14 protein-coding genes are annotated in these 17,496 nt (G+C 63.2%); 9 read left to right on the forward strand and 5 right to left on the reverse strand.

From position 1 onward, the window contains the following. Positions 1–34: 34 nt before the first annotated feature. Genes RA20_RS00220 through RA20_RS00230 form a run of 3 tightly spaced genes read right to left on the reverse strand, consistent with a single transcriptional unit; the run spans position 35 to position 2,135 of the window. Positions 35–508: a CinA family protein gene (locus tag RA20_RS00220; RefSeq protein ID WP_039123576.1), complete on the reverse strand. Its 474-nt coding sequence runs from the start codon at positions 506–508 to the stop codon at positions 35–37. Beyond that, positions 505–1,002, reverse strand: a complete 498-nt coding sequence (locus RA20_RS00225) for a phosphatidylglycerophosphatase A family protein (RefSeq protein ID WP_039123577.1) — start codon at positions 1,000–1,002, stop codon at positions 505–507. Before RA20_RS00225 ends, RA20_RS00220 begins: the two co-directional genes overlap by 4 nt. Continuing rightward, on the reverse strand, positions 999–2,135 hold the full coding sequence (locus RA20_RS00230; protein ID WP_039123578.1) for a bifunctional 2-C-methyl-D-erythritol 4-phosphate cytidylyltransferase/2-C-methyl-D-erythritol 2,4-cyclodiphosphate synthase: 1,137 nt from the start codon (positions 2,133–2,135) through the stop codon (positions 999–1,001). Before RA20_RS00230 ends, RA20_RS00225 begins: the two co-directional genes overlap by 4 nt. A 181-nt stretch (positions 2,136–2,316) precedes the next feature. Between RA20_RS00230 and dusB the strand changes: the two genes are divergently transcribed. The 5 genes from dusB (at position 2,317) to ntrX (ending at position 9,533) form a co-directional block, all read left to right on the forward strand. Next, positions 2,317–3,303, forward strand: coding sequence for a tRNA dihydrouridine synthase DusB (dusB, locus tag RA20_RS00235; RefSeq protein WP_039123579.1), 987 nt, complete (start codon positions 2,317–2,319; stop codon positions 3,301–3,303). After that, positions 3,300–4,376: a two-component system sensor histidine kinase NtrB gene (locus tag RA20_RS00240; RefSeq protein WP_039123580.1), complete on the forward strand. Its 1,077-nt coding sequence runs from the start codon at positions 3,300–3,302 to the stop codon at positions 4,374–4,376. The genes dusB and RA20_RS00240 overlap by 4 nt, the downstream gene beginning before the upstream one ends. Positions 4,377–4,379: 3 nt before the next feature. Next, positions 4,380–5,747, forward strand: a complete 1,368-nt coding sequence (locus RA20_RS00245; protein ID WP_039123582.1) for a sigma-54-dependent Fis family transcriptional regulator — start codon at positions 4,380–4,382, stop codon at positions 5,745–5,747. Between the two features lie 100 nt (positions 5,748–5,847). Next, complete coding sequence (locus RA20_RS00250; RefSeq protein ID WP_039123587.1) at positions 5,848–8,127, forward strand: sensor histidine kinase NtrY-like; 2,280 nt, start codon at positions 5,848–5,850, stop codon at positions 8,125–8,127. After that, entirely contained in the window at positions 8,124–9,533 is a 1,410-nt protein-coding gene (gene ntrX, locus RA20_RS00255) for a nitrogen assimilation response regulator NtrX (RefSeq protein ID WP_039123589.1), read from the forward strand. Before RA20_RS00250 ends, ntrX begins: the two co-directional genes overlap by 4 nt. 40 nt (positions 9,534–9,573) lie before the next feature. On the opposite strand, the gene RA20_RS00260 is transcribed toward ntrX, so the two are convergent. Beyond that, a complete protein-coding gene (locus tag RA20_RS00260; RefSeq protein ID WP_082017869.1) occupies positions 9,574–11,925 on the reverse strand; it encodes a caspase family protein in 2,352 nt (783 codons plus the stop codon). 414 nt (positions 11,926–12,339) lie between these two features. Next, positions 12,340–12,786, reverse strand: coding sequence for a hypothetical protein (locus tag RA20_RS00265; RefSeq protein WP_241482181.1), 447 nt, complete (start codon positions 12,784–12,786; stop codon positions 12,340–12,342). 134 nt (positions 12,787–12,920) lie between these two features. Here RA20_RS00265 and trkA point away from each other — a divergent pair, with 134 nt between their 5' ends. From trkA to hflX, 4 genes are all read left to right on the forward strand, one after another. Then, positions 12,921–14,297: a Trk system potassium transporter TrkA gene (gene trkA / locus RA20_RS00270; RefSeq protein ID WP_039123593.1), complete on the forward strand. Its 1,377-nt coding sequence runs from the start codon at positions 12,921–12,923 to the stop codon at positions 14,295–14,297. Further along, the gene (locus RA20_RS00275; RefSeq protein WP_039123595.1) at positions 14,298–15,833 is read left to right on the forward strand and encodes a TrkH family potassium uptake protein; all 1,536 of its coding nucleotides are present in this window, start codon (positions 14,298–14,300) and stop codon (positions 15,831–15,833) included. A gap of 121 nt (positions 15,834–15,954) precedes the next feature. Beyond that, entirely contained in the window at positions 15,955–16,194 is a 240-nt protein-coding gene (hfq, locus tag RA20_RS00280; RefSeq protein ID WP_008204623.1) for an RNA chaperone Hfq, read from the forward strand. Beyond that, a complete protein-coding gene (hflX, locus tag RA20_RS00285) occupies positions 16,194–17,465 on the forward strand; it encodes a GTPase HflX (protein WP_039123603.1) in 1,272 nt (423 codons plus the stop codon). Before hfq ends, hflX begins: the two co-directional genes overlap by 1 nt. Positions 17,466–17,496: the final 31 nt, after the last annotated feature.

Below are 17,496 nucleotides of genomic sequence, written 5' to 3' on the forward strand. Positions count from 1 at the left end.
GGCTTGGGCGGGCGGTGCCCGGAATGCGGCCGGTTTACGAAAGTGCCTGCATCAGCAGCGAAAGCGCATGGTTGCGGGCGGCTTCACGCACCTTGGCGCGGCCCAGGGCGCCGAACTCGACGGTCTCGGTGACAGTTTTGCGGTCCGCGCATGCGAGGCCAAAACAGACGCGGCCTTCGGGTTTGAACTCTGAGCCGCCTGGGCCCGCGATGCCGGTGACCGAAACCGCCAGGGCGGTGCCGGAATTGCGGAGCGCGCCCTCCGCCATCTCGGACGCAACCTCTTCGCTGACGGCACCAACGGTTTCCAGCGTTTCGAGCCGCACGCCCAGCATCTGCATCTTGGCGGCGTTGGAATAGGTGACAAAGCCCCTGTCCACAACGGCTGAGGAGCCTGGGATATCGGTCAGCGCCGCTGCGATCATGCCGCCGGTGCAGCTTTCAGCCGTGGCGATGGTGACGCCTGCCGCCTTGGCGCGTTCGATCAGCTTGGCCGCGTCGATGCTCATAACCCCAAAACCCCGTGCGAGAAACCGGCCAGCAGGACCACACCGATGGCGGCCATGATGCCGGCGATGACATCATCCATCATTACCCCGAACGGACCCTTTTTGCGATCCGCCCAGCCAACGGGGCCGGGTTTCCAGATGTCGAACAGGCGGAACAGCACGAAAGCGGCAATCCAGCCGGGCCAGAGCGCGGTGATTTCGATACCCTTGCTCCAGGCGGGAAAGGAAATGGCCCAAAGCGCGATCCACTGGCCCGCGACCTCGTCCACCACGATTTCCGAAGGGTCGTGGTTGGCGCTGCCTGCGGTCATGACTTTGGTCGCCCAAAGACCGGCGGGGATGCTGGCCAGCGTTGCCAGGGCCAAGAGCGGGAAGCCGCCAAGCTGATGCAGCACATAGGCCAGCGGCAGTGCTGCAAGCGAACCCCAAGTGCCAGGCGCAGGGCGCAGATATCCGACGCCGCCAACCGTGCCGATCAGCCGCGCCGCAGTCATGCTTTCACCAATGCGGCCGTGGCCAGCGCTGCGATGCCTTCGCTGCGGCCAGTGAAGCCAAGGCGTTCGGAAGTTGTGGCCTTGATCGAGACCCGGTCTGCATCGATTCCAAGGATGCCCGCCATGACTTCGCGCATCTTTGCGGCATGGGGGCCGACCTTGGGGTATTCGCAGACCAGCGTGCAGTCGACATTGGAGATCGTGAACCCCATCTCGCGCGCCAGATCGGCGGCATGCCGCAGGAAAATCTCGCTGGCGGCGCCCTTCCATTGAGGATCGGAGGGCGGGAAATGCTGGCCGATGTCGCCGCGCGCCAGCGCGCCATAGATCGCATCGGTGACGGCGTGCATACCGACATCCGCGTCTGAATGGCCTTGCAGGGTTTTCTCGTGCGGGATTTCCACCCCGCAAAGGCTCACGCTGCTGCCTGGACCGAACCGGTGCACGTCGTAGCCATTGCCAAGCCTGATATCCATCTCTGCTCCCAGAATTCGTTCCGCCCGGGCGAAATCCTCGGGGCGGGTGATTTTGATATTGTCCGGCTCGCCCGGAATGATGCGGACGTCAAGCCCTGCAGACCGGGCAACCTCGACGTCATCCGCGGCGCCGCCCGGATGGCTGTTATGTGCGGCGAGAATTGCGTCCAGACGGAAGCCTTGCGGGGTCTGCGCAGCAAACAGGCCGGTCCGGTCCTGGGTTCCAGTCACGCTGTCTTGCACTCCGGTCCACAGGGCATCGGTCACCGCAAGCGCCGGGGCTGCCGCAGATGTTTCGTCCAGGGCATTGATAATGCTGTGAATCAGTTCAGGGCTGACACAGGGGCGGGCCGCGTCATGGATCAGTACCTTGTCCACATGATGCGGCTCAAGCGCCCTTAGCCCGTTCAGGACAGAGGCTGCACGTTCGGCCCCGCCTTCTGCCAGAACCACGCCAGGCCTGCCGGAAAATTCCGCCCAAGCGGGCAGGTCATCAGCAGACAGGACAAGCACGGTGAGGTCCACGCCCGCTTTTTCAAAAGCGGCAAGCGTCCAATCGATGACCCGGCGGCCCTTCAGGGGGCGCCACTGCTTGGGCGTGCCGCCGCCTGCACGGGTGCCGCGGCCTGCGGCGACGATCAAGGCTGCTGTGGTCATGCGGATCTCATAAGAAGTTCCCGCATTGTTTATGAGGTGGCGCCGGAAGTGGCAATCACCCTGCGAAACCTGCTTAAAAAATAGGCAAACGATGATTTTAGTTGCCTTGCAAAGGGCTGTTTCGTTGCTGCATAGCAAGGGCTTCGGGTAAAAACGCCCCAGTTGCACAAGGATTAGGCAGTTGTCCTTTACGCTTGGAACCACCTCGATGTCGCCGCCGATCGCCTTGGCGCCCATGGCCGGAATCACCGACCGCCCGTTCCGGGATCTGGTCCGGTCCTTTGGGGTGGGGCTGATGGTGAGCGAAATGGTGGCGAGCCAGGAGATGGTGCAGGCCAAGCCCGGGGTGCGTGAGCGGGCCGAGCTGAGCGCCGACGTTGAGAATACCGCGGTCCAGCTGGCCGGGCGGGATGAGTACTGGATTTCAGAAGCCGCCAAACACGTTGCCGGACAGGGCGCCCGGATAATTGATATCAACATGGGCTGCCCCGCGAAGAAGGTGACCAATGGATACTCCGGCTCGGCGCTGCTGAAGACACCGGATCACGCGCTGAAGCTGATTGAGGCAGTTGTTAGCGCGGTGGATGTGCCGGTGACGCTGAAGACCCGGCTGGGCTGGGACGACAACTGCCTGAATGCCCCGGATGTGGCGCGGCGGGCCTGCGAAGCCGGTGTGCAGATGGTGACCATTCACGGCCGCACCCGCTGCCAGTTCTACAAGGGCTCAGCCGATTGGGCGGCGATCCGCGCCGTTAAGGAGGCCGTCAGTGTGCCGCTGCTGGCCAATGGCGATATTGTCGGCACCGCGACCGCCCGGCAAGCGCTGGAGCAGTCCGGTGCGGATGGCGTGATGATAGGGCGCGGCGCCGAGGGAAGGCCCTGGCTGCTGGCAGAGGTGGCGCATCATTTGTGGGGCACTCCGGCGCCTGAAGTGCCGGCGGGTGAAGCATTTATAGAAATGGTATCAGAGCATTACCGGGCGATGCTCGACTTCTACGGGCTGGATCTGGGCGTGCGTGTCGCGCGCAAGCATCTGGGCTGGTACATGGATGAGGCCGGAACCGGCCCGGTGACGCGCCGCGCCGTGCTGACGGAAAAGAACCCGGCAGAGGTGCTGGCTCTGCTGCCCGAGGCGCTGAGCACTGAACGACCGGAGGCTGCTGCATGATGGACAGTGCCGCCCTTTGGGCTTCCTTGCCGGTGCCTGCGTTTCTGATTGATGCTGAGGACAGGATTGCCGATGTGAATGCCGCCGGTGAGGGGTTCCTGAATGCCTCCCGCAAGGCACTGACCGGGCAGCCGGTTTGGGACACGCTGGCAATTGATGCGCCGATCGAGGAGGCCTTTGCCCGTGCGCGGGAGCAAGGCACGCCCCTCTTTGTAAACGATATCGACGTTGGCTCCGGCAGCCGTGCGCCGCTGCAATGCGGGGTGCAGGTGTCGCCGCTGCAGGGGCAGGAGGGCGTGATGCTGCTGATGGTCAGCCCGCGCGAGCTGGCCGGGCGGATGACGCAGACCCATTCTGCCAAGTCTGCTGCCGCCTCTGCCATCGGCATGGCAGAGATGCTGGCACATGAGATCAAGAACCCGCTGGCGGGCATCACTGGCGCAGCGCAGCTGCTGAGTATGAATCTTGGCCCCGAAGATCTGGAACTGACCGACCTGATCGTCAGCGAAAGCCGCCGGATCGTGAAGCTGCTGGAGCAGGTTGAGCAGTTCGGCAACCTGTCGGAACCGGGCTTCAAACCGGTCAACCTGCACGACGTGCTGGACCGGGCGCGGCGCTCGGCGCTGTTGGGTTTTGGTGCCCATATGACCATCAGCGAGGAATACGATCCGTCGCTGCCGATGGCCTGGGGCGATGCCGACCAGCTGCTTCAGGTGGTTCTGAACCTTTTGAAGAACGCCTCGGAAGCTGCTGATTCTAAAGGTGGGCACATCCATATCCGCACCTTCTACGAGCATTCGTTTAGGCTGCGCCGCAGCGATGGAACCGGCAAGCTGCTGCCGCTGCAGATCGAAATCTGCGACGACGGGCCAGGACTGCCGGACAAGATCAAAGATGACATTTTCGACCCGTTTGTCTCGGGCCGGGAAAACGGCACCGGGCTCGGCCTTGCTTTGGTGAGCAAGATCGTCTCGGAGCATAATGGCTGGATTTCAGTAAGCTCGGTTCCCGGGCGCACGGTGTTCCGGCTGTCGTTGTCGCGCGTTCCGCGTGACGCCAAGCAGGAGAGCTGATCCATGGACGGCACCGTTCTGGTCGCTGATGACGACCGCACCATCCGCACTGTTCTGACCCAGGCGCTGACACGGGCGGGGTGCAAGGTGCATGCGACTTCCTCGCTGACAACGCTGATGCGCTGGGTGGGCGAAGGCAAGGGTGACGTGGTGATCTCGGATGTGATGATGCCGGACGGGAACGGGCTGGAGATGCTGCCCAAGATCCAGGCCGACCGGCCGGGGCTGCCGGTGATTGTGATCTCGGCGCAAAACACCATCATGACGGCGATCAAGGCGGAGGAGGCAGAAGCCTATGACTACCTGCCGAAACCCTTTGATCTTCCGGAGCTGATGAAGCGCACTGCCAAGGCGCTGGCAGCAAAGCGGATTGCGCCCTCAGCGCCGAAACACGGATCGCAGGAGCGTCCGGAGGAATTGCCGCTGATCGGGCGCAGCGAAGTGATGCAGGCGCTCTACCGGCTGATCGCACGGGTGATGAACACGGATTTGCCCCTGCTGATCACCGGCGAAAGCGGTACAGGCAAGTCGCTGATTGCGCAGGCTATTCACGACTTCTCCGACCGGCGCACCCTGCCGTTGGTACATGCTGATGCGGGGAGCCTGATCGAGCTGGAAGGCCCGGCCCGGCTGCTGGCGCAGGCCAAGGGCGGTACGCTGGTTGTGGATGAACTGGCCGACCTGCCGGAGGAAGCGCAGGCGCGGCTGGTGCGGATGATGGATGCTCCGGGCGAACATGCGCCGCGGTTCATAGCTTCCAGCCAGAAAGACCTGACGGCGGCGATGGAGGCCGGGGATCTGCGCCAGGATCTGTATTACCGGATCTGCGGCACGGCGCTGCATGTGCCTGCCCTGCGGGAGCGGGTGGAGGATATTCCCCTGCTGGCAGAGCATTTCCTGATCAAGGCAGAGAATGAGGGTGCGCCGCACCGGGAGTTGAGCGAGGGCGCGCGCGAGGTGCTGCGCCACTTCGGCTGGCCGGGGAATGTGCGGCAGCTGGAGAACACCGTCCGGCGGCTGGCGCTGACGGCCCGCAGCGAAGAGATCAGCCAGGCGGATGCTGCCGCTGTTCTGGGACCGCAAACGGGTCCGGAGCCGGCTGTGGCGGGGCTCGCCAGTGAAAAGCTGTCGGAGTCCGTTGCCCGCCACCTGCAGCGCTACTTTGATCTGCATGGCGACTTGCTGCCGCCGCCGGGGCTTTATATGCGTCTGCTGCGCGAAGTGGAGACACCGCTGATCGAAATCGCTTTGGCGGCGACCGGCGGGAACCAGGCAAAATGTGCTGAATTGCTGGGGATTAACCGGAATACCTTGCGTAAGAAGATCACCGATCTGGATATTGAGGTGACACGCCGCCGCAAACTGATGTAATATCGCCACAGAAATGTGGCCTTGCTGTGAATTTCCTAGGCTAGGCCACGAGATATGGCGGTGACTCGCAAAGAGTCGCACATCAGGATGAGGGCAGTCAGTGGCGCATAAGTCACATCTGAGGGCGGCATACGGGCCTTTTGCGGCCTTTGACCGGTGGCGGAGAACCCGCAAGGCCCGCAATATCGGCACCATTGGCCTGGTTCTGCTGGGGCCGGCGCTGGCGCTGGTGACTTTCCTGATTATCGGGCCTTTCGGGCAGGGCGCCTCGTCCCGGCCGCTGCGGCTGATTCTGCTGGCGGACCTGGTCTATATCCTGACCATTGCAGCGCTGGTGATGACCCAGATCGTGCGGCTGTTTGCTGCGCGTCGGTCCAAATCGGCAGGTTCCCGCCTGCACTTGCGCCTGATCGGGGCCTTTGGGTTTCTGGCGCTTATCCCGACTGTGATTGTTGCGGTCTTTGCCGTGCTGACGGTGAATGTGGGGCTTGAGGGCTGGTTCTCGCAGCGGGTGCGCCAGGTGATCGGCAGCTCGCTGGCCGCGGCGGAAGCCTATCAGTCGCAGCAAAAGGAGGACCTGACCGAGGACGCCCGTGCTTTGGCAAGATACCTCGACAACAGCCGGTCGCGCAGTTTTTTCATCAACGATGCAGAGCTTCGCCAGGTGCTGACCCAGGGCCAGCTGCAAATTCAGCGGGGGCTGCGGGAGGCTTATATCGTCGACAGTGCCGGGCTGATCCGGGCGCGGGGCGAGCGCTCCTATGAGTTTGACTTTGAAAAGCCGAACGACAGGCAGATCGGGGTTGCACGCGAGGACGGCTTTCTGCTGATCGAAGACTGGGACAACAGCGAATTCCGCGCCCTTGTGCAGCTGGAGGCCTTTGTTGACCGGTTTCTCTACATCAGCCGCGACGTGGATGGCGAACTGCTGAACCTGCTGGATGATACCCAGGAAACCGCGCATCTCTACCAGCAGCTGGAAAGCGAACGCGGACGGGTGCTGTTCGAATTTGCACTCCTGTACATCGGCTTTGCGGTGATCCTGATCCTGGCGGCGATGTGGCTGGGCATGTGGTTTGCCGAGCGGCTGTCGCGCCCGGTCGGACGGTTGACGGTGGCCGCACAGCGGGTCGGCGCAGGCAATCTGGATGTGCAGGTGCCGGTCGAGCGCGACGGTGACGAGATCGCCCAATTGGGTGAGTACTTCAATCAGATGACCCGGGAGCTTAAGGCCCAGCACGGGCGGTTGATCGACAACACCCGGCAGATCGAACGCCGCCGCCGCCTGTTTGACTCGGTGCTGTCATCCGTCACCTCCGGTGTTGTGGGGCTGGATGCTGATGGCCGTGTGACCTTTGTGAACCGCTCTGCCGAGCGGCTGCTGGACTGGCAGGAGGACCAGCAGTCTTTGGCCTTGGCAGTGGCTGTGCCAGAGTTCGGGCCGCTGTTTGCTGAATTGATCGGCACCGGCGCCGAGGTGGTGCAGGAAGAGATCAAGGTGACCCGCCAGGGGCAGCTGGAAAATCTGCTGGTCAGGATGTCGCCGCGCCGCTCGGAAGAGGGCGGGCTGGAGGGCTATGTGGTGGCCTTTGACGACGTGACCGATCTGGTCAGCGCTCAGCGGATGGCGGCCTGGGGCGATGTGGCACGCCGGATTGCGCATGAGATCAAGAACCCGCTGACCCCGATCCAGCTGAGCGCCGAACGGATCAAACGCAAATTCGCGCCCAAACTGGGCGAGGAAAACAGCGACCAGCTGCAATCCATGACCGACGTGATCGTGCGCCAGACCAATGACTTGCGCAGGATCGTCGATGAGTTTTCGAAATTCGCCCGCATGCCGGAGCCGGAGCGGCGCGAGGAGGATCTGGTCAAACTCGTGCGGGACGCGGTGATCCTGCAGCAGCAGGGCCAGCCGGGCGTCCGGATCGAGACTGCGCTGCCTCAGGCAGAGATGCCGTCCGACCTGGACGCAACGATGATTGGCCAGGCCTTGACCAATCTGATTAAGAACGCAGGCGAAGCCATTGAAAGCTTGCAAAACAAGGACCCCTCTGTCGCGCTGGTGCCGGAAATCCGGGTGTCGGCGGACAAGGCGGGCAATTTCTACGAAGTCCGGATTGCCGACAATGGCATCGGTCTGCCCGAGGACCGGGCGCGGCTGTTTGAACCCTATGTGACCACGCGTGATGCGGGCACCGGGCTGGGACTGCCTATAGTCAAGAAAATCATCGAAGAGCACGGGGGCACGCTGACGCTGGAAGATGCCCCCATGTTCGAGGGACACGCGCATTGCGGCGCGATGGCGGTGATCCGCCTGCCTGCCGCGGCCAAAGCGGCGGCGCCAAACAAGAGCACAGTGAAAGCAGGTCTGACATGAGTGACATTCTGATTGTAGATGACGAACGCGATATCCGCGAGCTGATCTCGGACATTCTGGAGGACGAAGGCTATGCCACCCGCAAGGCCGGCAGTTCCGACGAATGCATGGCCCGGCTGGAGGAAGCCGAGCCTGCGCTGATGATCCTCGATATCTGGCTGAAGGACAGCCAGATGGACGGCATCGACATCCTGAAAGCGGTCAAGCGCGACACGCCGGATATTCCGGTGGTGATCATCTCGGGTCACGGCAATGTCGAGATCGCAGTCGCGGCAATCAAGCAGGGGGCTTACGACTTCATCGAAAAGCCCTTCAACATCGATCAGCTGATGGTGGTAATCCGCCGCGCGATGGAGACCTCGCGCCTGCGCCGGGAGAACACCGACCTCAAGCGCAAGGACTCCGGACCTGCAGAAATGATCGGCACCTCTGCGGCCTACCGGACGCTGGTGGGGCAGCTGGACAAGGTGACCAAATCAAACGGCCGGGTGATGCTGACCGGTCCGGCGGGCAGCGGCAAGGAGATTGCGGCGCGCTATATCCATGCCAATTCGAACCGGGCCTCGGCGCCGTTCATCACGGTGAACTGCGCCAGTATCGAACCGGACCGGATGGAGGAAGTCCTGTTTGGCCGCGAATCCGCTGAACGCGGGGTGGAGCCGGGCCTGTTGGAGCAGGCCCATGGCGGGGTGGTGTTCTTTGACGAGGTCGCGGACATGCCGCTGGGCACCCAGTCCAAGATCCTGCGGGTGCTGGTTGACCAGCAGTTCCAGCGGGTGGGCGGCTCGGACAAGATCCGTGTCGACCTGCGGGTGGTTTCTGCCACAAACAAGGACCTGGACGCCGAGATCGAAGCCGGAACTTTCCGCCAGGAGCTTTATCACCGCTTGAATGTGGTGCCGGTGGCGGTGCCGTCGCTGGCTGACCGGCGCGAGGATATCCCGCTGCTTGCCGGGCATTTCATCGAGCAGTTCAACGAGGCTCAGGGCCTGCCGCTGCGCGAGCTGACCGAAGAGGCGGTGGCGCTGATGCAGACCATGCTGTGGCCCGGCAATGTGCGCCAGCTCAAGAACCTGGTGGAGCGGGTGCTGATCCTCGGCGATGGCACCGGTCCGATCGAAGCCAAGGATCTGCCGCGCGAAGAGGAGAAGCCGCAGGAAGAGGGCCGGGTGGTGCTGTCCGGCGCGCTGGCAACCTTGCCGCTGCGCGAGGCGCGGGAAGCGTTCGAGCGCGAATACCTGCTGACTCAGATCAATCGCTTTGGCGGCAATATCAGCCGCACCGCCTCGTTTGTCGGTATGGAGCGTTCGGCGCTGCACCGCAAACTGAAGTCGCTGGGGGTGGTGACCTCCAACAAAGCGGGCGCCCGGGTGGCGCATGTGGAAACCGAAGAAGAGCAGGCCTGATCTGCTCAGCTGCGCCCGGCGAAACCGGGCGCAGGGAAGATCAGAACAGGTCCTGGCGGATCGGGTTCAGCGCAAAATGGATCTGGCCGGCCAGCTGCAGCTGGCCAATGGCATCCGCAGGAACCGTGTCAGGCAGGCCTGCCTCGCGGGCCCAATTTGCCAATTGCTTGCGGGATGCCGGGCCGAACTGCCCGTCTATGGCAATGCCGGAGCCAAGCTGCCGCAGGATGTACTGCGTGCCGGCGGCCACATCTGTCTCCGGCATCGCTGACAGCAGCTCCCGGGCGGATGCGCGTGCTTCGTCGTCGTTCAGTGCCATCGCCTTGCCGGCCCGGGCGGCGGCTGCATGCGCGGGGATCCGGTCTGCCAGCTTGTTCAGCGCCACCCAGGCGCCGTTGGCGCCGCCCCAGGCGTCGCCGCGTGACAGTCCCATGTCATACCATTCCAGCGCTTCAGCCGCGTCGCTGCCCGGCAGATCGCCGCGCATGATCATGCGGCCGATTTCACCCGGGGCCCTGGGGTGGCCAAGCTGCGCGGCTTCGGCAAAGAGCGCACGGGCCTTGTCTTTGTCGACGGATTTGCCCGCACCGCCGTCGCGATAGACATAACCCAGGTTGGCGGTGCCGTAGATGTCGCCGCGCCCGGCGGAGGCTTCCAGATACGAAAGGCCGCGCTGGGGCTGTGCCAGTTCAGCACCGCTCCACAGGAAGAAAACGCCCAGCTCGTTCATGGAATAGGTATGGCCCAGCTCCACCGCCCGGCTGAGCAGGTCAAAGCCCCGCTCGCGGTCCTGCGGCCGCTGGGTGCTGTGCAGCAGCCGTTTGCCGTGGGAATGCATCGCAAAGGGATCACCCGCCGTTATGCCCCGTTCCCACAGGCTGGCAGCCTTGTCCGGGTCCAGCGGGATCGCCACGGCCTGGCGGTCGATGTTCGGGCTGGTGTAGAGCTTGGCCAGCGCGTGATAGGCGCGGACGTGGCCCAGATCGGCCGCCTGCTGGAATTTGCTGAAGGCGCCGGTCAGATTGCCTTGCCCAAGCAATGCCCGGCCCAGCTGATAGTGGAAACGGCCGATTTCCGGCGCCGTGTCTGCAGCTTGCTGGCATGCGTCCTCTGCCGCTTTCAGGTTGATTTCATTTGGATAGCGGTACAGGCCGACGCCCTGCAGGTCGAGGAGATCCCCGGCTTCCAGGTCGCATTGCCGGGCGATCATCTCTAGGTTCAGGGTGACATCGCGCACCGCCTCGCCCTGGGCCAGCCGCAGAACCATCCGGTCGGTGCGCACCTGGCCGCCATCCTTGCGGGCGGGCAGTTCGTTCAGCTGCGGAGCGTAATTGAGGCTGAGTGCCGCACCATCTCCGGACTGCAGCGAGGTCACTCCGGCGGACGATGTTTCGACAATCGACACGGTGGTGCCTGCGCCGACATAGGGCTGGATTTCCGATGCCAGCTCCAGCGAGCGGCCCAGCGGGATTTTTACCGACAGCTCGGCAGGCAGCTGGTCCAGGCTGGCCAGCGTGGCTGCGGGCTCGCTTTGCGCGATGTTCAGGGTCTGTTGCGGCGGACGCAGGTAGATCTTCTGCATCAGGGTTGAGCTTTCCCAAGGCACCTGAATGTTTCCGGTGCTTGCGTAAACATCGCCCCGGATTGCTGCCAGCACGGTCATTGCGTCCTCTTGCGGCCGGGCAGGGAACTGCCGGACGACTGAGGCCGTATAGGGGCTGTTGCCGCCAGGTTCACCATCCAGCGCGGTTGCTCCGGGTGAGGTTGAAAAGGCCACCAGCGTGTTGAGCGGCGGCCGGAAGACGTCAAACCCTTCGCGGGCCTCATACAGCTGGGCGCCGACTTCGGCATTGAGCTTGGCGTCAGGGACGGGATTGTCGCGGCAGGAATCCAGCATCAGGATCTGGCTGCCTGCCTTGCCGCCCAGAATGGCCGAGATCTGGTCCAGCGTTACAGACTGGAACGGCAGATCATTGATGCCGCTCAGCTCGGCATCGCTGGTCAGCAGGTAATTCCGACGCCCCAGCTGGATCCCGTGGCCTGCATAGTAGAAAAAGACCTGGCTGCCTTCGCGGATGTTCAGCGCTGCCTGCCGCAGCAGCGCTTCAAAGCCCCGCTTGTCGAGATCGTAGCCTTCGTAGACCGAATAGCCGAAGGAACGCAGCATCTCGGCCATTGCAGCCGCGTCGTTGCGGGTGTTGGTCAGGTCGGAGACATGGTCGTAGTCCTGAATTCCGACGACGATCGCCGTTTCGCCGGCAGTGTTCCGTTCCTGGGTTTCATAGGCGGCATGCACAGCCTGGCCCGGCAGCAGGGCTGCGCAGGCCAGAGCAATCCGGGCTGTGGACCCGAACAGGGCCCGCGTCAGGCCGGTGTCAGGCAAACAGGGCATTACCAGCTGCCTCCGCCTCCGCCGCCGGATCCGCCGCCACCGCCGGATCCACCGCCGCCGCCACCGCCGCCGCCGGAAGGTTCAGGTGTCTCGACCGCGGCTGTTGTTGCCGCCGGAGCAGGTGTGGCGGCCGCGGGAGCCGGACGGGTTGCCGGCGCCGGTGCCGGAGCCCGGTACGTTGCCGGTGCAGGCGCAGGGGCCGGTGCGGCGGCTGGCGGCGGTGCGATAGGGGCCAAGGGTTCGCAGGCTGCGGTGACAGCGGCAATCGGCAGTGCGGCGATCAGGAAATGTATCCGCATCGGGTACCTTTCTCTTGGAAAAAACTGATGAACAAACAATCCGGGCTCGAGTCTACTTGATCCGGTGGCGCAAATCAAAGCTAGCCTGCCGCAAAACTTCGGCAAGGCAACAGCATCAGCCGTCGGGACGGATGCTGATGCTGCCGTCGCGGTTGCGCTGCGCGCAGGAGGTCTCTGTCAGCGGTGCCAGCCGCGGGCCCGCAGGCAGGACGGCGCCGCGCTGGGTGCAGCGTTTCAGCGCAATCTGCTGGTATCCCTTGGAGGCCATGCAGGATTTTTCCAGCCTCTGCCGCAGCGGCCGGTTCACATCCACCGTGTAGAAGCTGCCAGGCACCCAATAGCCGGGCCGGTAATAGCAGCTGCCGTTGTGGCAGACTTTGCGCCCGGGATGGTAAATGGGCGGATGCTGGCGGATTTCATTGGCAACAGGCGCGTCCTTGAGCGCCACCGTAGCGCAGCTCAGCTCGTCCGTTTGCAGACGGGACACTTCAGCCCCCTGCTTGTAATATACCGGAAGCGGGCCGCAGGCTGCTGCGGCAAGCAGCAGGGTAAGGCCCGCCATGATCGTGACATCCCTGCGCATGGCCTAAGAATGGCTGCAAACAGAGGAAGTTACAATTAAATTGACCGTGAATGCGGCTTCTGTCATTCACTTTGGGCGAAACGCCGCCAGGGGAGCCTCCAGGGGATACGCATATGAAGGTCATTATCTGCGGTGCGGGCCAGGTCGGCTGGCAGATTGCCCGGCATCTGTCCGGGGAGCACAACGACGTCACCGTTGTCGACAGCAACCCGGAACTGGTGCGCCGCGCCACCGATACGCTGGATGTGCAGGGCATTCACGGCTTTGCCTCATACCCGGACGTGCTGGACCGGGCCGGCGCACGCGATGCCGACATGATCATCGCGGCCACCCACTCGGACGAGGTCAATATGGTGACCTGCCAGGTGGCGCATTCGGTGTTCAAGATTCAGCGCAAGATCGCCCGGCTGCGCGCCAAGAGCTATCTGACTGCGATCTATTCCGATCTGTATCAGCGCGAGCATTTGCCGATCGACGTGGTGATCAGCCCGGAGCGGGAAGTGGCCGCGGCGGCGATGCAGCGGCTGTCAGCGCCGGCTGCCTTTGACACCGAGACTTTCATGGAGGGCAGGGCGCAGCTGCTGGGCATCCAGATTGATGAGGACTGCCCGGTGGTGAACACACCGCTCCGGCAGCTGACGGATCTGTTTTCGACGCTGCGGGCCATTGTTGTGGGGGTGCGGCGCGAAGGCACGCTGTTTGCGCCGGAAGCGGGTGACCAGCTGTTTGTGGGCGACAGCTGCTATGTGTTCAGCCACGCCGACGATGTTGCGCGCACCATCGAGGTGTTCGGCAAGCATGAAAAGCGCCAGGACCGCGTGGTGCTGGTCGGCGGCGGCAATGTCGGGCTTGAGGTTGCCAAGGCGCTGGAGGGCAGTACTGCCCGGATCCGCTCCAAGGTGATCGAGCGCGACCGCGCCTGCGCCGAACGTGCGGCTGAGACGCTGGAGCGCACGATTGTGCTGAACGGCGACGGGCTGGACCGGTCGCTGATGATCGAAGCAGGCATCGACAAGGCCGACGCGATGCTGGCGGTCACTGATGACGACAAGACCAACATGCTGGCGGCGGTGCGTGCCAAGGCCGAAGGCTGCCCCTTGGCGATTGCGCTGATCAATGACCCGACCCTGGTGCCGCTGCTGCCGCACCTCGGGATTGACGCCTATATCAACCCGCGCTCCACCACCGTGAGCTCGATCCTGCGCCACATCCGGTACGGCCGGGTCCGGCAGGTCTACTCGCTGGGGGATGCCGAAGCTGAGATGATCGAAGCAGAGGTGCTGTCCACTTCGCCGATTGCCGGGCAGATGATCCGTGAAACCGATTTCCCGGAAGGGGTCCTGGTTGGCGGCGTTCTGAAAAATGGCGAGATGCTGCGGCCGATGGGCGAAACCCGGATCGAGGAGGGCGATGTCATCGCGCTTTTTGCCATGGCTGACGATGTGCCCGAGGTCGAGCGCCTGCTGCAGGTATCGATCGACTATTTCTAGATGCGCCGTCCGGTCCAAGCTCCTATCGGCGTGCTGCGCCTGCCGCTGTTCCTGCTGATCTGGGGCATTTTTGCGCTGGCGATGTGGCTGCCTGCCGTACATGCGCTGGTACTGGACGACCACCACACATCACGCAGTTTCTTTTATGCGGGTGTGGCAGGGCTGATGCTGGTGGTGCTGGTTGGCCTGTCAATCGGCAACAAGGTGCCGCGCTACGGGATGCCCGGCCAACTGCTGTCCCTGCTGGCGACCTTCACCGTGCTGCCGCTGTTCCTGGCGGTGCCGGTGCAGGACGCCTTGGTCAGCACAAGGTTTCTGAACGCTTACTTCGACATGGTCAGTGCCATCACCACCACCGGCGCCGATATTTGGGCGGATCCCGGCCGGGTGCCGCCGAGCGTGCATCTGTGGCGGTCCATTGTCGGCTGGCTGGGCGGTTTGCTGATGTGGATTGCCGCCTCGGCCGTTCTGGCGCCGATGTCGCTTGGCGGGTTTGAAGTCACCGCCAAAGGCGAGCCAGGCGGCGGATCCGTTGCACCGGCCCATATGGAAAGGGCCGACCCCCGGCGCCAGCTGGTTCTGGTCACCAGGACTTTGGCCCCGGTTTACGGCGGGCTGACGATGGTACTGTGGCTTCTGCTGATGATCACCGGAGAAGACGCGCTTGCGGGGCTCAGTCATGCAATGTCGGTGATGGCGACGTCGGGCATTTCCGCCACGGGCGGGGTTGAGAATGCGGGCAGCGGCCTGGCCGGCGAAATGGTGATGTTCCTGTTCATGTTCTTTGCCTTGTCGCGGCTGACGTTTTCCAGCGATACGGTAACCTCGGGACAGGGGCGGCTGGACAAGGATCCGGAATTCCGCACCGGGCTGCTGATTGTCTTTGGCGTGCCGCTGCTGCTGTTTCTGCGCCATTGGGTAGCAGCCTTTGAGGTGGATGCTGCCGAGGATTTCCTGCAGGCGCTGCGGGCCTTCTGGGGCACCTTGTTTACAGTGATGTCCTTTCTGTCCACCACCGGGTTCGAAAGCATGCACTGGGAAGCTGCCCAGGCTTGGTCAGGATTGGAAACACCGGGAATGATCCTTTTGGGGCTGGCAGTGTTCGGCGGAGGTGTGGCCACCACCGCGGGCGGCGTCAAACTTTTGCGGGTCTATGCCCTTTATCTCAACGGGCTGCGCGAGATGGAGCGGCTTGTGCACCCCAGCTCAGTCAGCGGCGAAGGCGACCGGACCAAGCGGCTGCAAAAGAACGGTGCCTTTGTGGCATGGGTGTTTTTCATGCTGTTTGCTCTGTCGCTGGCGCTGGTCAGCACAGCGCTGGCTGCGGTGGGGACGGATTTCGAACAGTCTTTGGTGCTGGCGGTTGCAGCGCTTGCTACCACCGGCCCGCTGACCGAAATCGCAGGCAGCGACCCGATTGTGCTCAGCCTGCTGACCACACCGGCCAAACTTATCCTCTGTGTTGCCATGGTTCTGGGGCGCCTTGAGACACTGGCCTTCATCGCGCTTCTGTCGCCGAACCTTTGGCGCAGCTGAGCCCCCCTGAGGGTGAAAAGTGTTTTTCGGGTGGAAACTTATAATTTCTGCGTCCATAGTGATCCTTAACGTGCGTGCTGGTCCGCAGCGCGTGGCAAGAACAAAGGCGAGATAATAAAAAATGGCTTCGGACAGACAGAATCTTCAGGATGCCTTCCTGAATCACGTTCGCAAAACCAAGGTTCCAGTTACAATTTTTCTGATCAACGGGGTCAAATTGCAGGGTGTGATCACCTGGTTCGACAATTTCTGCGTGCTCCTGCGCCGCGACGGACAGTCGCAGCTGGTTTACAAGCATGCGATCTCGACCATCATGCCGGCCCAGCCGATCAGCCTCTATGAGGGTGAAGACGCCTCTTGATGGAGCACGACAGGAAGCGCACCCGGGCCTGGGTGCTGCATCCGGAAATCAAGTCAGACATAGGGCGCCGGGACGCAGGTCCTGCGCTGGAAGAAGCCGTTGCGCTTGCCGCGGCCTTGCCCGATCTGGATGTGATCGGCTCAAACGTGGTGCGCCTGCCCAAGGCGCACGCGGGCATGCTGTTCGGCTCCGGCAAGATCGAAGAGCTGGCGGGCATCCTGAAAGCGGAAGAGATTGAGCTGGTCCTGATCGACGGGCCGGTCTCACCTGTGCAGCAGCGCAACCTTGAGAAAGCCTGGAAGGTCAAGATTCTGGACCGGACGGGCCTGATCCTGGAGATTTTCTCGGACCGGGCGGCCACCCGCGAAGGCGTGCTGCAGGTGGAGATGGCGGCGCTCAGCTATCAGCGGACCCGGCTGGTGCGGGCCTGGACCCACCTGGAACGCCAGCGCGGCGGCTTGGGATTTGTCGGCGGACCCGGCGAAACCCAGATCGAGGCCGACCGCCGTGCCATTGACGATCAGCTGGTGCGGCTGCGCCGACAGCTCGACAAGGTGGTAAAGACGCGGACGCTGCACCGCGAGTCGCGGGCCAAGGTGCCGTACCCGATTGTGGCACTTGTCGGCTATACCAACGCTGGCAAGTCGACGCTGTTCAACCGGCTGACGGGGGCTGAGGTGATGGCCAAGGACATGCTCTTTGCCACGCTCGACCCGACCATGCGCCGGGTGCAGATCCCTGACGGGCCCGAAGTGATCCTGTCCGACACCGTGGGCTTTATCTCCGACCTGCCGACCGAGCTGGTTGCTGCTTTCCGCGCCACGCTGGAGGAGGTTCTGGCGGCGGACGTGATCCTGCATGTGCGCGACATCAGCCATGAGGAAAGCGAGCACCAGGCCGAGGACGTGGAAGCGATCCTGAACTCGCTGGGTGTCGATGAGAACCGCGCCCGGATCGAGGTTTGGAACAAGCTGGACCAGCTGCCGGAGGAAGAGGCCGAAGCCCGCCGCCAGCGTGCGGCGCGTGAAGATGGCATCCATGCGATCTCAGCGCTGACCGGCGAAGGGCTGGACGCACTTCTGGCAGATATCGCTGAGCAGCTGCAGGGCGTGCGGCATGAGGAAGTGCTGAGCCTCACTTTTGCAGAAGGCAAGCAGCGGGCCTGGCTGTTCCAGCAGGATCTGATCCAGTCCGAGGCGCAAACCGAAACCGGTTTTGACATCACCGTGCTGTGGACCGAGCGGCAAAAAGCCAAGTTTCTTAAGCTCTGACAGGATGCTCTAATCCAAAAAAACGGGCGCT

Origin of the sequence: Leisingera sp. ANG-Vp, assembly GCF_000813725.1 — a bacterium.
Classification (GTDB): Bacteria; Pseudomonadota; Alphaproteobacteria; order Rhodobacterales; family Rhodobacteraceae; genus Leisingera.

Coding starts and splice junctions, on each gene's coding strand:
- RA20_RS00260 (WP_082017869.1), bottom strand. CDS start 11,925: ATGCCCTGTTTGCCTGACACCGGCCTGACGCGGGCCCTGTTCGGGTCC.
- trkA (WP_039123593.1), top strand. CDS start 12,921: ATGAAGGTCATTATCTGCGGTGCGGGCCAGGTCGGCTGGCAGATTGCC.
- RA20_RS00220 (WP_039123576.1), bottom strand. CDS start 508: ATGAGCATCGACGCGGCCAAGCTGATCGAACGCGCCAAGGCGGCAGGC.
- RA20_RS00225 (WP_039123577.1), bottom strand. CDS start 1,002: ATGACTGCGGCGCGGCTGATCGGCACGGTTGGCGGCGTCGGATATCTG.
- RA20_RS00245 (WP_039123582.1), top strand. CDS start 4,380: ATGGACGGCACCGTTCTGGTCGCTGATGACGACCGCACCATCCGCACT.
- hfq (WP_008204623.1), top strand. CDS start 15,955: ATGGCTTCGGACAGACAGAATCTTCAGGATGCCTTCCTGAATCACGTT.
- RA20_RS00230 (WP_039123578.1), bottom strand. CDS start 2,135: ATGACCACAGCAGCCTTGATCGTCGCCGCAGGCCGCGGCACCCGTGCA.
- RA20_RS00265 (WP_241482181.1), bottom strand. CDS start 12,786: ATGGCGGGCCTTACCCTGCTGCTTGCCGCAGCAGCCTGCGGCCCGCTT.
- RA20_RS00275 (WP_039123595.1), top strand. CDS start 14,298: ATGCGCCGTCCGGTCCAAGCTCCTATCGGCGTGCTGCGCCTGCCGCTG.
- RA20_RS00240 (WP_039123580.1), top strand. CDS start 3,300: ATGATGGACAGTGCCGCCCTTTGGGCTTCCTTGCCGGTGCCTGCGTTT.
- ntrX (WP_039123589.1), top strand. CDS start 8,124: ATGAGTGACATTCTGATTGTAGATGACGAACGCGATATCCGCGAGCTG.
- hflX (WP_039123603.1), top strand. CDS start 16,194: ATGGAGCACGACAGGAAGCGCACCCGGGCCTGGGTGCTGCATCCGGAA.